This window comes from Xanthomonas arboricola pv. juglandis (genome assembly GCF_905367715.1).
Classification (GTDB): domain Bacteria; phylum Pseudomonadota; class Gammaproteobacteria; order Xanthomonadales; family Xanthomonadaceae; genus Xanthomonas; species Xanthomonas arboricola.
This window is the reverse complement of record NZ_HG999362.1, coordinates 4,707,261-4,723,063: the sequence shown is the minus strand read 5'-3', so window position 1 is coordinate 4,723,063 and position 15,803 is coordinate 4,707,261. Positions and strand designations below refer to the sequence as shown.

Genomic DNA, 15,803 nt, shown 5'->3' with positions numbered 1-15,803 from the left:
TCTTCGTTCGTTCGCCCGACACACAGCGTCGGCGCCAACCAGGATTTTCTTCGATGACACGTTTTCTGCTCGCGCCGCTGTTGCTGGCGCTGCTGCTGGGTGGCTGCGGCCGCAACGGCGAACAATCGCATGACCACGCAACGCCCGGTGCCGAGGGCGACGCCGACGCACATGGCGAGGAAGCCGAAAAAGGCGCGCACGGCGGGCGCCTGCTCGAACAGGGCGACGACAGCGTGGAGCTGGCGATTGCCGAAGACGGCACGCCACCCACGTATCAAGCCTGGCTGTATCGCGACGGCAAGCCGTTGCCGCCCAGCGCCGGCAGTGTCGAAGTGCGGTTGACCCGGCTCGGCGGGATCAACGAAGTGCATCGATTGCGCGCGCGTGACGATGGCAGCCTGTTGGCCGACAGCACGGTCGGCGAGCCGCATTCGTTCGATGTGGAGGTGCGCGCCACCGTGCAGGGCAGGTCGCATCGCTGGGCCTATCCCAGCTATGAAGGGCGCACCACCATCGCGGCGAAAATCGCGCAGGACGCCGGCATCCGGGTCGCGCCGGTCGGCCCCGGCAGCATCGCCGACCAGCACGAAGTACAAGGCCTGTTGACGCCGGCAGAAGGTGCGCAGGCGCAGGCCACCGCACGCTTTCCCGGGCCGGTGCGCAGCTTGCGCGTCAACGTCGGCGACCAGGTGCGTGCCGGCCAGGTGCTGGCCACGGTGGAGAGCAACCTGAGCCTGACCACGTATTCGGTCAGTGCACCGATCAGCGGCACCGTGCTCGCCCGCAATGCCAGCCTGGGCAGCAACGCCAGCGAAGGCCAGGCGTTGTTCGAGATTGCCGACCTGTCGAGCCTGTGGGTGGATCTGCACATCTTCGGCGCCGATGCCGGCCACATCACCGCCGGCGCACCGGTGACGGTGACGCGCATCAGCGATGGCGTGGTGGCGCAGACCACATTGGAACGCGTGTTGCCGGGCACGGCCACCGCGAGTCAGAGCACGGTGGCGCGCGCGGTGCTGCGCAACAGCGATGGCCTGTGGCGGCCGGGCTCGGCGGTGAAGGCGCGGGTGACGGTGGCGCAGCAGCCGGCGGCGATGGTGGTGCCGGTGGGGGCCTTGCAGCAGTTTCGCGACTGGGAGGTGGTGTTCGTGCGGGTGGGAGATGTGTACGAGGTGCGGCCGGTGACACTGGGCGCGCGCGATGCGCAGCAGGTGCAGGTGGTGTCGGGTCTGACCGCGGGTGACGCGGTGGTGGTGGAGCAGAGTTATCTGGTGAAGGCGGATATCGAGAAGTCGGGGGCGTCGCATGATCATTGATCGCTGCGCTTCCGGTTTGCGTCTGCCTCGACCGCAAGCGCGTGCTTGCGACCAGTTCGTCCATTCTTCGGTGAAACGTTTTTTACGTCATCCACGCACTTACGGCGCAGGCGATCACGCCAGCAACAGCGTGAGAATCTGCGCGGCAAAGGTTAGATGCGTCGGGGGCGATCGCGATAGCGGCGAGGGTCGGGATCCTGGCTGCAGTGCCGCTGGCCGACGGCAGCCCGCTGCGATTGCGCCGGCGTCGTGCGTGCGTACTTACGCACTGATCGGCGTGGCTGCGCACGCCGTTGCGCCGCGTGTGCGTGGAGGTGCGCGTCATGCTCACTAACATCATTCGGTTCGCGATCGCGCAGCGGTGGTTGATGCTGGCGTTGACGGCGGTGTTGATTGCGATCGGGGCATGGAGTTTTTCGCGCCTGCCGATCGATGCCACGCCGGACATCACCAATGTGCAGGTGCAGGTCAACACGGCCGCGCCGGGGTACTCGCCGTTGGAGTCGGAGCAGCGGGTGACGTTTCCGCTGGAGACGGTGCTGGCGGGCTTGCCCGGCCTGGAATCCACGCGTTCGTTGTCGCGCTATGGCTTGTCGCAGGTGACGGCGGTCTTTGCCGATGGCACGGACCTGTATTTTGCGCGGCAACAGGTGGCCGAGCGGCTGCAGCAGGTCAAGTCGCAACTGCCGGCCGACCTAGAGCCGCAGCTGGGGCCGATCGCGACCGGGCTTGGCGAGATCTTCATGTACACGGTCGAAGCCAAAGCGAATGCGCGCAAGCCCGATGGCAGTGCGTGGACGGCCACCGATCTACGCACCCTGCAGGACTGGGTGGTGCGCCCGCAGTTGCGCAATGTGCCTGGCGTCACCGAGGTCAATACCATCGGCGGCTACGCGCGGCAGATCCACATCACTCCGGATCCGGCACGCCTGGTCGCCCTGGGTTTCACGCTGGACGATGTGGCGCGCGCGGTGGAGGCGAACAACCGCAACATCGGTGCCGGCTATATCGAACGTAACGGCCAGCAGTTCCTGGTGCGGGTGCCGGGGCAGGTGGACGATATCGCGCAGATCGGGGCGATCGTACTGGATCGGCGCCAAGGCGTGCCGATCCGGGTGCGCGATGTGGCGCAGGTCGGCGAGGGGCGCGAGTTGCGCACCGGTGCGGCCACCCAGGACGGCACCGAAGTGGTGCTCGGCACGGTGTTCATGCTGGTCGGCGCCAATAGCCGCACCGTGGCGCAGGCCGCAGCGCAGCGGCTGGAAGTGGCCAATGCCAGCTTGCCGGCCGGCGTGCAGGCGGTGCCGGTCTACGACCGCACCGCGCTGGTGGACCGCACCATCGTCACCGTCGCCAAGAACCTGATCGAAGGCGCGTTGCTGGTGATCGTGGTGCTGTTCCTGCTGCTGGGCAATGTGCGTGCGGCCCTGATCACCGCGGCGGTGATTCCGCTGGCGATGTTGTTCACCCTCACCGGCATGGTGCGCGGTGGCGTGTCCGGCAACCTGATGAGTCTGGGTGCGCTGGATTTCGGCTTGATCGTCGATGGCGCGGTGATCATCGTGGAGAACTGCCTGCGCCGCTTCGGGCAAGCGCAATTGCGCCTGGGTCGGGTGCTCGAGCGCGACGAGCGTTTCGAACTGACCGCCGAAGCCACGGCAGAGGTGATCCGGCCCAGCCTGTTCGGCCTAGGCATCATCACGGCGGTGTATCTGCCGGTGTTCGCACTCACCGGCATCGAGGGCAAGATGTTCCATCCGATGGCGATCACGGTGGTGCTGGCGCTGAGCGGTGCGATGCTGCTGTCGCTCACTTTTGTCCCCGCAGCGATCGCCTTGTTGCTCGGCGGCAAGGTGGCCGAGCACGAGAACCGCGCGATGCGCTGGGCGCGCGGCGTGTATGCGCCCTTGCTGGATCGCGCGCTGCATCACGGCCGTTGGGTCGGTCTCGGTGCGGTGGTGGCGGTGGCGCTGTGCGCGGTATTGGCCACGCGCCTGGGCAGCGAGTTCATCCCGAACCTGGACGAGGGCGACATCGCGCTGCACGCCTTGCGCATTCCCGGCACCAGCCTGGAACAGGCCATCACCATGCAGTCCACGCTGGAAAAACGCATCAAGCAGTTTCCGGAGGTGGCGCATGTGTTCGGCAAGCTCGGCACCGCCGAAGTGGCGACCGATCCGATGCCGCCGTCGGTGGCCGATACGTTCTTGATCATGCATCCGCGCGCGCGATGGCCGGACCCGCGCAAGCCCAAGGCGCAGTTGGTGGCCGAGATCGAGGAAGCGGTGAAGCAGCTGCCCGGCAACAACTACGAGTTCACCCAGCCGATCCAGATGCGCATGAACGAGCTGATTTCCGGCGTGCGTGCGGATGTGGCGATCAAGGTCTACGGCGATGACCTGGACACGCTGGTCAAGCTGGGGCAGCGCGTGCAGGAAGTCGCCAGCAAGGTGCCGGGTGCGGCCGACGTGAGCCTGGAGCAGGCCACCGGCCTGCCGATGCTGGCGGTGGTGCCCGATCGCGTCGCACTGGCCGGGTACGGGCTCAATCCCGGCGTGGTGCAGGACACGGTGTCGGCGGCGGTGGGTGGGCAGGCGGCCGGGCAGTTGTTCGAAGGCGACCGCCGGTTCGACATCGTGGTGCGCCTGCCCGAAGGCCTGCGGCAGGACCCGACGGCATTGGCCGATCTGCCGATCCCGCTGCGTGGCGATGGCGAGCGCGCCGATGCCGACGAGTCCAGCCGCGCGGCCGGCTGGCGGAGTGGCGAACCGACCACGGTGCCGCTGCGCGAGGTCGCAAAGGTACAAACCGTGCTCGGGCCCAACCAGATCAATCGCGAAGACGGCAAGCGCCGCATCGTGATCACCGCCAATGTGCGCGACCGCGACCTGGGCGGGTTCGTCGCCGAGGTGCAGCAGCGTGTGCAGGCCGAGGTCGTGCTGCCCACCGGCTACTGGATCGGCTACGGCGGCACCTTCGAGCAACTGATCTCCGCCGGCCAGCGGCTGGCCTGGGTGGTGCCGGGCACCTTGCTGCTGATCTTCGCGCTGCTGTACTGGTCGTTCGGTTCGCTGCGCGATGCGCTGGTGGTGTTCAGTGGCGTGCCGCTGGCGCTGACCGGTGGCGTGGTGGCGCTGGCGCTGCGCGGCCTGGCGTTGTCGATCTCCGCCGGTGTCGGCTTTATCGCGCTGTCAGGGGTGGCGGTGCTCAACGGCCTGGTGATGATCGCCTTCGTGCGCAGCCTGCGGGCCGAGGGCATGTCGCTGGAGCAGGCCTTGCGCGAAGGCGCGCTGAGCCGCCTGCGCCCGGTGCTGATGACGGCGCTGGTGGCCGCACTGGGCTTTGTGCCGATGGCCTTCAATGTCGGCGCCGGGGCCGAGGTGCAGCGCCCGCTGGCCACGGTGGTGATCGGCGGCATCGTCTCGTCGACCTTGCTGACCCTGCTGGTGCTGCCGGTGCTGTATCGCTGGCTGCACCGCGAGCGGGCGGGGAGTGCGGTCTAAGTGCTTGCGGCACATAGGAAAGCCGTGCATAATGCGCGGCTCGCTGTGCCCGGATCGCTCCGGATGGCGGCACCCAACGCGATGGGGTTGCCGGCTTGTTCCCAGCGTAAGTTCTTGATTCCCAACGTTGCGTGGCAGCTTGACGCTGTCGGGGCCGCCGCTCCCCAGGCTATGGGTGGCAATTCATTTATCGAGGTGCGTAATGTCCCGCGTATGCCAAGTGTCCGGCAAGCGTGTGCAGACGGGTAACAACGTCTCCCACGCAAACAACAGAACCCGTCGTCGCTTCCTGCCCAACCTGCATGAGCGCCGCTTCTGGGTCGCCAGCGAGAACCGTTGGGTGAAGCTCCGTGTCTCCGCGCATGCATTGCGCACCATCGACAAGAACGGGATTGATGCCGTTCTGAAAGAGCTGCGTGCGCGCGGCGAAAAGGTCTGAGGAGTAAGCAGTCATGGCAAAAGGCAAGCGTGACAAGATTCGTATGATTTCCTCGGCCGCTACCGGCCACTTCTACACCACGGACAAGAACAAGAAGAACACTCCGGGGAAGATGGAAATGATGAAATACGACCCGGTCGTGCGTAAGCACGTGATGTACAAGGAAGGCAAGATCAAGTAATCCACCGATTACCCGATCTGCATCCAGGCAAACACCCGCCGCAAGGCGGGTGTTTGCGTTTGTGGAGTGTTGCGGGGGTTGATTGCAACAATGGTCAGCGTGCACTCCCCTCTCCCTCCGGAAGAGGGGGCGGGGTGAGGGTACGGGGCGAAGCCACTCGCAAGCGAAACGTCGTTTTTCCGATTGCACGCACCGTCAGTCGTTGGCAGTTCGAGGCGAAGCAGCCGGTGTTTCATTTCTAAAGGCGCGCGGCGACGCGTTTGGCATCGCAGCCGATGACCACTCTCCGAGGCGTCCCTCATCCGCCCCTGCGGGGCACCTTCTCCCGATGGGAGAAGGAAGCGCAGCTACAGCCCACGCGCACGCAATTGCGCATCCAGGCGTGGATACACCCGCCGCGCATTGCCTTCGAATACCTTGCGCTTGTCGGCGTCGGAAATCGCCAAGGCATCGATGTAGCGCTTGGTGTCGTCGAAATACTGGCCGGTCTGCGGGTCGATGCCGCGCACCGCACCGACCATCTCCGAGCCGAACAGGATGTTGTCGATGTCGATGACCTTGAACAGCAGATCGATGCCGGGCTGGTGATACACGCAGGTGTCGAAGAACACATTGCGCATTACATGCGTGGACAGCGGCGGCTTGCCGAGCATGTCGGCCAGGCCGCGGAAGCGGCCCCAGTGATACGGCACCGCGCCGCCGCCGTGCGGGATGATGAAGCGCAAGTCCGGGAAATCAGCGAACAGATCACCTTGGAGAAACTGCATGAACGCGGTGGTATCGGCATTGAGATAATGCGCGCCGGTGGCGTGGAAGTTGGCGTTGCAGCTGCCCGACACATGCACCATCGCCGGCACGTCGAGCTCGACCATCTTTTCGAAGAACGGATACCAGGCGCGATCGGTCAATGGCACGCCGTTCCAGTGGCCACCGGACGGGTCGGGATTGAGATTGCAGCCGACAAACCCGAGTTCGGTGACACAACGTTGCAGCTCGGCGATCGACTGGGCGATCGGCACGCCCGGCGACTGCGGCAACTGACACACGCCGATGAAGGTCTGCGGATACAGCTGCACCACGCGCGCGATCAGGTCGTTGCAGTGGCGCGTCCACACCTGGCTGACTACTTCGTCGCCGATATGGTGCGCCATGGTGCTGGCGCGTGGCGAAAAAATCGTCATGTCGGCACCGCGCTCGCGCAACAGGCGCAGCTGGTGCTGTTCGATGCTGTCGCGCAGTGCATCGTCGGAGATGGACGGATACACCGGCGCGGGCAAACTCGGGTCGTCGTACTGCGCGATCTGCGCCTTGCGGAAGGCATCGTGCGCCGCGGGCGCGGTGGTGTAGTGGCCGTGGCAGTCGATGATCATGGCAAGGGTCTTGTTGAGGCGGCGGGATCGGTGAGCAAACGACCACGTACGCGAAAGGCGGGCCCACCCGGTGCGCGGAACCTGCAGGTGCCCACGTGGGGTGTGGTGCGCGCATGGATGCTCACGCGCAGGTCGCTGCAGCACGCGGTGTCGGCCATGCCGCGCCGCAGGCGCAGGTCGTGGGACGGGCATGGCCGATGGCGATCGATCCAGCGTGGTGGCGCATCCATCCGCTCAGCCATACAACTGCCCATCGAACAGCTTGCGTGCAGTGCGCAGCACGGCAGCGCGCACCACCTTGCCGTGCGAATCGACCGTGATCACGCAGCTGCTCGCACCACTGGGATGCTCGACCTCCAGCTGCTGGGTGGTGCCGCCAGGCAGCTGCGCCAGAGCATGCGCGGGCGAGCCGGGCAGCAGGCAGGCAGTGGCCACGGTGACGGCGCCGAGCACGCCGATCGAGGCGTGGCAGCGGTGCGGAATGAACGAGCGCACGCTGATCGCGCCGCCATGGCGCGGGGCGGCGACCAGCATCATCTTGGGCACGGTGGCCTCGGCAACATCGCCCAGCTGCATCAACGGGCCGGCTTGCAAACGAAGCGATTCCAGGCGGGTCTTCAGTGCCGCATCTGCATCGAGGGTGTTGCGGTCTTCGTAACCGCTGATGCCGAGATCGCTGGCGCGCAGCACCACGCAGGGCATGCCGTTGTCGATCAGCGTGACCTCCACGCCCTCCAGGGTGTCGACCCTGTTGCCGGTCGGCAGCAAGGCGCCACACGAGGAGCCGGCGATGTCGGCAAATGCCAGCGCAATTGGCGCAGCGGTGCCGGGCACGCCGTCGATGCGCGCGTCGCCGTCGTAGCGCACCTGGCCGCCGGGCGTCTGCACGCTGGCGGTGGCCAGCGTGCCGGTGTTGCGCATGAAGATGCGCACATCGGTTTCGCCATCGCGTGCGGGCAACAAGCCCCGCTCCAGCGCGAACGGCGCAACGCCGGCCAGCATGTTGCCGCAGTTCTGCGCGTCGCTGACCTGTGCCTGGTCCACCGACACCTGCAGGAACAGATAGTCCACGTCGGCATCGTCGCGTGCCGAGCGCGAGACGATCGCGACCTTGGAGGTCAGCGGATCGGCGCCGCCCATGCCGTCGATCTGGCGGACATCCGGCGAGCCGTAGGCGCGCAGCAGGAAGGCATCGCGTGCGGCGCGCTCGCCCGGCAACTCGTCGGCCAGGAAAAAGCCGCCCTTGGAGGTGCCGCCGCGCATCCACATCGCGCGGATGTGCTCAGACATAGCGCAGGCCCTTGGCCGCCAGCCGCTCGCGCATGGCATAGATGTCCAGGCCCAGTTCGCCGCGTGCCAGGCGCTCGCGTTTGCGCAGTTCGCGCGCTTCGCGTGCCTGCGCTTCGGCCAGCACCGCGTCGGCGCTGGCGCGCGGCACCACGCACACGCCATCGTCGTCGGCCACCACCACATCGCCCGGCTGCACCAGCGCGTCGGCGCAGACCAGCGGCACGTTGACCGAGCCCAGCGTCTCCTTGATGGTGCCATGCGCGCAGATGGCGCGGCTCCAGGCGGGGAACTGCATCGCCGTGAGGTCGCGCACATCGCGTACTCCGGCATCGATGATCAACCCGCGGCAGCCGCGCGCCTGTGCCGAGGTGGCGAGTAGGTCGCCGAAATAGCCATCGCAGCAGGCGCTGGTCGGGGCGACCACCAGCACATCGCCGGGCTGCAGTTGCTCGATGGCCACATGCATCATCCAGTTGTCGCCGGGCGGGATCGACACGGTGACGGCGGTGCCGGCGATGCGGCAGCCGGCATAGATCGGCCGCAGGCGATGGTGCAGCAGGCCGCTGCGCCCCTGCGCCTCGTGCACGGTGGCCACGCCGGCCTGCGCAAGCCCGTCGACGACGGCCAACGGGGTGCGCTCGATCCGGGTGACGACCTGGCTCATCCATCCATCCTCGTTAGGGGTGCACTGAGTCTGTGCGGCGATCGCCTGCTGGCTCAAGATTCATTTGAGGTATGCATATTGGTTTTGCTTATAGTTAGAGCATGCCGCCGACTCCCGAGCCGAACCTTCGCCATCTCTACGCCCTGGTGGTGGTGCACCGGCTGGGCAGCATCAGCGCGGCCGCGCCGCAGGTGAATCTGTCGCAACCGGCATTGACCCAGGCGGTGGCGCGGCTGGAACAGCAGCTCGGCGTGCGCCTGTTCGAACGGCATCCGGGCGGCATGGTCGCCACCGAGGCCACGCAGTTGCTGGTGCCGCGCATCGCGCGGGCGTTGGAGCAACTGGGTCGCGGCATCCGGGTGGCGCGGCGGGCGTTGCGGCTGCCGGCCCGGCCCGGCCTGGAGCGACGGGTCTCGCTGGGTCAGCTGCAGGCGCTGGTCGCGGTGGATGTGGCCGGGAGTTATTCGCTGGCGGCGGCGCGCGCCGGGGTCTCGCAACCGGCGATCTACCGCGCGGTGCAGTCGCTGGCCGATGTGATCGAGGTACCGCTGACGGTGCGCCGCGGCAAGACCATGCAGGCCACGCCGGTGGCCACGCGGCTGCTGCGGCAGGTGCGCCTGGCGCTGGCCGAATTGCGCGCGGGCCTGGACGAAGTGAGCGCGTTGCGCTCGCAGCACGCCGGCCGGATCGCGCTAGGGGTGATGCCGCTGGCGCGGGCGATCCTGCTGCCGCAGGTACTGGCGCGGTTTGCGCGCGCGCATCCCGGTGCCAGCGTCAACGTGGTCGAAGGCCCGTATGACGAGTTGCTGGCGCATCTGCGCGAGGGCGGGCTGGACCTGCTGATCGGTGCGCTGCGCGAGCCGTTGCCGGTGCGCGATGTGCTGCAGGAGCCATTGTTCGACGACGAGCCGGTGATCGTGGCGCGCAGCGGGCATCCGCTGGCCGGGCGCGCCTACGCGTTCGCGCAGTTGCTGGACTATCCCTGGGTGATCGCCACCACCGGCACGCCGGTGCGCGCACGCTGGGAGCAGATGTTTCGCGATCAGCGGATCGAGCCGCCGGCGCTGCGCATCGAATGCGGCGCGGAGCTGACCATCCGCGGGCTGCTGCTGGAAGGCGACTGGCTCACGCTGATGTCGCGCGACCAGTTCCTGTTCGAGCGCCGCGCCGGCTTGCTGTGCGAGGTCGGCCGCGCCGGGCCGCAGCTGCGCCGCCAGATCGGCATGACGCTGCGCAGCGACTGGCATCCCACCCGCGCGCAGTCGGCATTCGTGCAGACGCTGCGGCAGGTCTGTGCCGAGCGCGTGCAGCCGGCCGATGCGCAGGGTGGGCCGTTTCGCTATTGCGCGCCGATCGACGCGCCCGCCCCGTTGCGTTCACGCACCGGGCGGTCAGAATCGGGGCCTTCTTGAGAACGGATCGCTGATGCTGCCTGACTGGTTGCAAGGGACCTGGCTGTTGGCACTGGACTGGGCGATTCGCCTGGCCGCGCTGTTGTGGATTCCGGCCCGCACCACGCCGGGTGCGGCGCGCAGCTGGTTGCTGCTGATCGGCTTCGTGCCGGTGGTCGGCCTGCCGCTGTATCTGCTGTTCGGGCATCCGTGGCTATCGCGGGTGCGGGTGGAACGCCAGGCCACTGCCTCGCAGGTGATCCGCGAGCAGCAACTGCCGCTGCATGCCCTGCGCTGGACCCCGCAGGCGGACACCAGCAGCGCCGAGGTGGTGCCGCTGATCGAACGCCAGGGCGACTTCATGCCCACGCTGGGCAATGCGGTGGACTTGCTGGACGACTACACGCAGTCGCTGCAGGCCTTGATCACCGCGATCGACATGGCGGAAAAGCGCGTGCATCTGCTGTATTACCTGATGTTCGACGATGCGGTGGGCGACGCGGTGGTCGCCGCGCTGCTGCGTGCCGGTGCGCGCGGCGTGCGCTGCCGCGTGCTGCTGGATGCGGTGGGCGCCAAGCGCGGTCTGCGCCATTACCGCAAGCAGCTGCAGGCTGGCGGGGTGGACGTGCTGGCGGTGTTGCCCGGTGGCCTGCGCTGGCGCCGCAGCGGGCGCATGGATCTGCGTAACCACCGCAAGATTGCGGTGATCGACAACCAGGTGGGCTTTGTCGGCTCGCAGAACCTGGCCGAGGCCGGCTTCATCGACGGGGTGCCCAATCGCGAGCTGGTGGCGCGCGTGCGCGGGCCGGTGGTCAATCATCTGGAAGCGGTGTTCGCCAGCGACTGGTTCACCGAAACCGGACAGCGCCTGGACGTATGGCCGGATGCGCCGGTGTGCGAGGCCAACATCGCCACGCAGCTGCTGCCTAGCGGGCCGGCGTATCCGTTCGAGAATGCGCGCGATGCGATCAACGCGGTGATCCATCTGGCGCGGCGCAAGGTGGTGCTGGTGACACCGTATTTCGTCCCCGACGAAGCCTTGCTCAGTGCCTTGCGCATTGCTGCGGTGTCGGGCGTGGATGTGCAGCTGATCCTGTCGGAGAGCAACAACCAGATCCTGGCGGCCTGGGCGCAGGAGGCGTATTTCGAAGAGCTGCTGCGTTGCGGGGTCAAGATCGCGCTGTATCGCCCGCACTTCCTGCATGCCAAGCACCTGAGCATGGACGAGGACATCGCGCTGGTCGGCTCGATCAACCTGGACATCCGCTCGTTCGCGCTCAATGCCGAGATCGGCATGCTCTGCTACGACCAGGGCGTGGTGCAGCGGCTGCGTGCGATCGAGCAGGATTACCTGGCCAACGCACGCCAGCTGGAGCTGGAGCAGTGGCGCACGCGCCCGGCCTGGCGCCGCAGTCGCGAAGGCATTGCGCGCCTGGCCGATGCGTTGATGTAGTCCGTGCGGGCGCGGTCCATGCGCGCGCAGCGCCCGTTGTGGCGCAGTGGGTGCCTGCGGTGGCAGGTGAAGTGGGGGACGCGTCTGGGGCGGCAAGATCGCGCTGCATGCGAACGCGCCCGCGCTCGAATGGACGCGTTCGGCGACCGCTTTGTTGGACGGGGTGCGTCGCGCTGGCGTGTGCGCGCGGGGCTATCCCGGCCATCGCGGCGGGCATGGCCGCTGTCATCGGTGCGACGCGACGCATCGCCTACAATTGCCGGATGAATGAATTGCGTGGTCCCGGCGATGCAGTGATCGCCATCGTTGGCGGTGGCGCATCCGGGGTGCTGGTGGCGCTGCAGCTATTGCGTCAGGCCGTGGCACCGGTGCAGATCGTGCTGATCGAGCCGCAGGCGGTGCTGGGCGAGGGCGTGGCCTACTCCACCGCGCGTCCCGAACATCTGCTCAATGTGCCCGCTGCGCGGATGAGTGCGTTGGTGGAGGCGCCGCAGGATTTCGTTGATTACCTGCGTGCGCACGCCTGCTGCCCGGAGCTGGAGGACGTGCAGCTGCCGCAGCACTTCGTCGGGCGCCGGCACTACGCGCCCTACTTGCGCGAACGCCTGCAGGCCGCGCGTGCGCAGAGCCCGGCGACGCTCACCGTGCACAGCGCCCGCGTGCAGACGCTGCAAGCCGGTGCCGACGGCGCGCGGTTGCAGCTCGACGATGGGCAGACCCTGCACGCCAGCAGCGTGGTGTTGGCGGTAGGCAATGCGTTGCGGCCGTTGCCGCTGCGCGGGGCCACCGGCCTGTCGGCAACCCAGCGGGTGGAAGCCTGGGATACCGAAGCGGTCGCCGCGTTGCCGCAGGACGCGGCGGTGTGCATCGTCGGCTCGGGACTGAGCATGGCCGACACGGTGGTGACGCTGGCCGCGCAGGCGCATCGCGGGGCGGTGCACGTGGTGTCGCGGCATGGGCTGCTGCCGTTGCCGCAGGCGCACTGCGTTGCGGCGGACTTCGATCCGCAGCCGTTGCTGGCGCTGTCGCTGCGTGCACGGATGCGCAGCTTGCGGCAGCATGCGTGGGTGGCGATGGCGCAAGGCCTGCCCTGGCAGAGCGTGATGGAGCGTGTGCGCCCGCTGAGTCAGGCCCTGTGGCAAACGCTGTCGGCTGCCGACCAACGCCGCTTCCTGCGCCACGTGGTGCGCTATTGGGATGTGCATCGTCACCGCATCGCCGCGCCGGTGCATGCGCAGCTGCAGGCGATGCGCGCGCGCGGACAATTGCAGCTGCATCGCGCGCGGCTGGATGTGGCGTTCCAGGCCGGCGCCTGCGTGCGGCTCAGTGCCGGCGCCAGTGCCGGGCATGCCTTGCAGCTGGATGTGCAGACGCTGGTCAACGCCACCGGCGTGGAAATGCGCGTGCAGGCGATGCGCAACCCGCTGCTGCAGCAGCTGCTGGGGCAGGGCATTGCGGTGGCCGGGCCGCATGGGATCGGGGTGGATACCGCTGCCGATGGCTGTCTGATCGACGCGGAGGGGCGCGCCAATCCGCGGTTGCGGGTGATCGGCAGCCTGCGGATCGGGTCGTTGTGGGAGAGCCTGGCAGTGCCGGAGCTGCGTGAGCAGGCAGCGGCGATTGCGCGGGATGTGCTGGGGCTACCAGGCGGCGATTGATCGGCCAGCCGCGAGATCTGACGGGAGAAGATGGCACGTAGTGCCGGATGAGGGCGCCTCAGACATCTACCAGTGCCTGCAGTGACAAACGCGTCGCCACGCGCCTTCGGAAGTGATGCACCGACTGCTTCGCCCCGTACCCTCACCCCAATCCCTCTCCCGATGGGAGAGGGGCTTACTCCCTTCTCCCACCGGGAGAAGGTGCCCCGCAGGGACGGATGAGGGTGCGTGCGAAACCCCGCATTCCCAACCGCTTCATCGCAATCTCAGCCGCAGCGACGCCACAACCGGTAAAATGCGGCGGTGGATGTCTCTCATTTGCTCGATCATTTAAACCCCGCCCAGCGCGAGGCCGTTTCCGCGCCGCCGGGGCATTACCTCGTGCTGGCCGGCGCCGGCTCCGGCAAGACGCGCGTGCTGATCCATCGCATCGCCTGGCTCAACGAAGTCCAGGGCGTGCCCAACCACGGCATCTTCGCGGTGACCTTCACCAACAAGGCCGCCGGCGAAATGCGCCACCGTACCGACCTGCAGCTGCGTAACGGCAGCCGCGGGATGTGGATCGGCACCTTCCATGGGCTGGCGCATCGGCTGCTGCGGCTGCATTGGCAGGACGCGCGGCTGCCGGAAGGCTTCCAGGTCATGGACAGCGACGACCAGCTGCGGCTGGTCAAGCGCGTGGTGCAGGCGCTGGAGCTGGACGAGGGCAAGTATCCGCCCAAGCAGATGAGCTGGTGGATCAACGAGCAGAAGGACGAAGGCCGCCGTCCGCAGCATATCCAGCCCGAGCCCAACGACGACTGGACCGAAGTACGCCGGCAGGTCTACGCCGCCTACCAGGAACGTTGCGACCGCTCCGGCCTGCTCGATTTCGCCGAGTTGTTGCTGCGCGCGCACGAACTGCTGCGCGACACCCCGGCCTTGCTGGCGCATTACCGTGCGCGCTTCCGCGAGATCCTGGTCGACGAGTTCCAGGACACCAACGCCATCCAGTACGCCTTCGTGCGCGTGCTGGCCGGTGAAACCGGCCACGTGTTCGTGGTGGGCGACGACGACCAGGCCATCTACGGCTGGCGCGGCGCCAAGGTCGAGAACGTCCAGCGCTTCCTGAAGGATTTCCCCGGCGCGCAGACCGTGCGGCTGGAGCAGAACTACCGCTCCAGCGCCAATATCCTGGGCGCGGCCAATGCGGTCATCGCGCACAACCCGGACCGGATCGGCAAGCAGCTGTGGACCGATTCCGGCGACGGCGATCCGATCGACCTGTATGCGGCCTACAACGAGGTCGACGAGGCGCGCTATGTGGTCGAACGCGCGCGGCAGTGGGTGCGCGATGGCGGCAGTTATGGCGAAGTGGCGGTGCTGTATCGCAGCAACGCGCAGTCGCGCGCGCTGGAAGAAGCGCTGATTTCCGAGCAGCTGCCGTACCGTGTGTACGGCGGCATGCGCTTCTTTGAGCGTGCCGAAATCAAGGATGCGTTGGCGTACCTGCGCCTGCTTACCAACCGCAGCGACGATGCCGCGTTCGAGCGCGCGGTCAACACGCCCACGCGCGGCATCGGCGATCGCACGCTGGATGAAGTGCGCCGCCTGGCACGCGCCAACGCCTTGTCGCTGTGGGAAGCGGCAATGCTGTCCACGCAGGAAAACACCCTGGCCGCGCGCGCCCGCAATGCGCTGGCCACGTTCCTGAGCCTGGTCGGCCAGCTGCATGCCGAAACCGGCGACATGGAACTGGCCGAACGCATCGACCATGTGCTGATGCGCTCGGGCTTGCGCGAGCATTGGGCCAAGGAAAGCCGCAGCGGGCTGGATTCGGAATCGCGTACCGAGAACCTTGACGAACTGGTGTCGGTGGCTTCGCGCTTCACCCGCCCGGACGATGAAGACAGCCAGGGCATGACCGAGCTGGTGGCCTTCCTGGCCTACGCCTCGCTGGAAGCCGGCGAAGGCCAGGCCCAGGCCGGCGAAGAAGGCGTGCAGTTGATGACGCTGCATTCGGCCAAGGGCCTGGAATTCCCCATCGTGTTCCTGGTCGGCCTGGAAGATGGCCTGTTCCCGAGCGCTCGCTCGCTGGAAGAAAGCGGCCGGCTGGAAGAAGAGCGCCGCCTGGCCTATGTGGGCATCACCCGCGCGCGGCAGAAGCTGGTGCTGTGCTACGCCGAATCGCGACGCATCCACGGCCAGGACAACTACAACGTGCCCTCGCGCTTCCTGCGCGAAATTCCGCGCGAATTGCTGCACGAGGTACGCCCGAAAGTGCAGGTCTCGCGCACCGCCTCGCTGGGCGCGGCCCGCGGCGGACCGGTGCATGGCGTGGTCGAAGCTGCGCCGATCAAGCTCGGCGCCAATGTCCAACACCCCAAGTTCGGCAGCGGCGTGGTGGTGGACTACGAGGGGGCCGGTGCGCACGCGCGGGTGCAGGTGCAATTCGATGACGTCGGCGCCAAGTGGCTGGTGATGGCGTATGCGAATTTGACGGTGATGTAGGCGTTTCTTCTACTACGGGGAGACGCACTGTGGTGGCCGCTGCTGATT

Annotated in this window: 11 protein-coding genes; 8 read left to right on the top strand and 3 right to left on the bottom strand. The window is 67.3% G+C overall.

Annotated elements, in window-relative coordinates; translation table 11 throughout:
• Positions 1–53: 53 nt before the first annotated feature.
• From KHN93_RS20405 to rpmG, 4 genes are all read left to right on the top strand, one after another.
• Positions 54–1,316, top strand: coding sequence for an efflux RND transporter periplasmic adaptor subunit (locus KHN93_RS20405; RefSeq protein WP_211921234.1), 1,263 nt, complete (start codon positions 54–56; stop codon positions 1,314–1,316).
• A gap of 323 nt (positions 1,317–1,639) precedes the next feature.
• Entirely contained in the window at positions 1,640–4,819 is a 3,180-nt protein-coding gene (locus KHN93_RS20400; protein ID WP_211921232.1) for an efflux RND transporter permease subunit, read from the top strand.
• A gap of 202 nt (positions 4,820–5,021) precedes the next feature.
• A complete protein-coding gene (rpmB, locus tag KHN93_RS20395; protein ID WP_002809459.1) occupies positions 5,022–5,258 on the top strand; it encodes a 50S ribosomal protein L28 in 237 nt (78 codons plus the stop codon).
• A gap of 13 nt (positions 5,259–5,271) precedes the next feature.
• A complete protein-coding gene (rpmG, locus tag KHN93_RS20390; RefSeq protein ID WP_002809462.1) occupies positions 5,272–5,439 on the top strand; it encodes a 50S ribosomal protein L33 in 168 nt (55 codons plus the stop codon).
• 347 nt (positions 5,440–5,786) lie between these two features.
• On the opposite strand, the gene KHN93_RS20385 is transcribed toward rpmG, so the two are convergent.
• The 3 genes from KHN93_RS20385 to KHN93_RS20375 form a co-directional block, all read right to left on the bottom strand.
• A complete protein-coding gene (locus tag KHN93_RS20385; protein ID WP_104571213.1) occupies positions 5,787–6,809 on the bottom strand; it encodes an amidohydrolase family protein in 1,023 nt (340 codons plus the stop codon).
• A 234-nt stretch (positions 6,810–7,043) separates the two neighbouring features.
• On the bottom strand, positions 7,044–8,099 hold the full coding sequence (locus KHN93_RS20380; RefSeq protein ID WP_211921230.1) for a 4-oxalomesaconate tautomerase: 1,056 nt from the start codon (positions 8,097–8,099) through the stop codon (positions 7,044–7,046).
• Positions 8,092–8,763 (bottom strand): 4-carboxy-4-hydroxy-2-oxoadipate aldolase/oxaloacetate decarboxylase, encoded by a 672-nt coding sequence (locus KHN93_RS20375; protein WP_211921228.1) that lies wholly within the window; start codon positions 8,761–8,763, stop codon positions 8,092–8,094. Before KHN93_RS20375 ends, KHN93_RS20380 begins: the two co-directional genes overlap by 8 nt.
• A 101-nt stretch (positions 8,764–8,864) precedes the next feature.
• On the opposite strand from KHN93_RS20375, the gene KHN93_RS20370 reads away from it, so the two are divergent.
• The 4 genes from KHN93_RS20370 (at position 8,865) to uvrD (ending at position 15,755) form a co-directional block, all read left to right on the top strand.
• The gene (locus KHN93_RS20370; protein WP_211921226.1) at positions 8,865–10,175 is read left to right on the top strand and encodes a LysR family transcriptional regulator; all 1,311 of its coding nucleotides are present in this window, start codon (positions 8,865–8,867) and stop codon (positions 10,173–10,175) included.
• A 13-nt stretch (positions 10,176–10,188) separates the two neighbouring features.
• A complete protein-coding gene (cls, locus tag KHN93_RS20365; RefSeq protein WP_039814846.1) occupies positions 10,189–11,607 on the top strand; it encodes a cardiolipin synthase in 1,419 nt (472 codons plus the stop codon).
• A gap of 263 nt (positions 11,608–11,870) precedes the next feature.
• Positions 11,871–13,265, top strand: a complete 1,395-nt coding sequence (locus tag KHN93_RS20360) for an FAD/NAD(P)-binding protein (protein ID WP_211921224.1) — start codon at positions 11,871–11,873, stop codon at positions 13,263–13,265.
• A gap of 303 nt (positions 13,266–13,568) precedes the next feature.
• Entirely contained in the window at positions 13,569–15,755 is a 2,187-nt protein-coding gene (uvrD, locus tag KHN93_RS20355) for a DNA helicase II (RefSeq protein WP_211921222.1), read from the top strand.
• Positions 15,756–15,803: the final 48 nt, after the last annotated feature.

Coding starts and splice junctions, on each gene's coding strand:
- KHN93_RS20405 (WP_211921234.1), top strand. CDS start 54: ATGACACGTTTTCTGCTCGCGCCGCTGTTGCTGGCGCTGCTGCTGGGT.
- KHN93_RS20400 (WP_211921232.1), top strand. CDS start 1,640: ATGCTCACTAACATCATTCGGTTCGCGATCGCGCAGCGGTGGTTGATG.
- rpmB (WP_002809459.1), top strand. CDS start 5,022: ATGTCCCGCGTATGCCAAGTGTCCGGCAAGCGTGTGCAGACGGGTAAC.
- rpmG (WP_002809462.1), top strand. CDS start 5,272: ATGGCAAAAGGCAAGCGTGACAAGATTCGTATGATTTCCTCGGCCGCT.
- KHN93_RS20385 (WP_104571213.1), bottom strand. CDS start 6,809: ATGATCATCGACTGCCACGGCCACTACACCACCGCGCCCGCGGCGCAC.
- KHN93_RS20380 (WP_211921230.1), bottom strand. CDS start 8,099: ATGTCTGAGCACATCCGCGCGATGTGGATGCGCGGCGGCACCTCCAAG.
- KHN93_RS20375 (WP_211921228.1), bottom strand. CDS start 8,763: ATGAGCCAGGTCGTCACCCGGATCGAGCGCACCCCGTTGGCCGTCGTC.
- KHN93_RS20370 (WP_211921226.1), top strand. CDS start 8,865: ATGCCGCCGACTCCCGAGCCGAACCTTCGCCATCTCTACGCCCTGGTG.
- cls (WP_039814846.1), top strand. CDS start 10,189: ATGCTGCCTGACTGGTTGCAAGGGACCTGGCTGTTGGCACTGGACTGG.
- KHN93_RS20360 (WP_211921224.1), top strand. CDS start 11,871: ATGAATGAATTGCGTGGTCCCGGCGATGCAGTGATCGCCATCGTTGGC.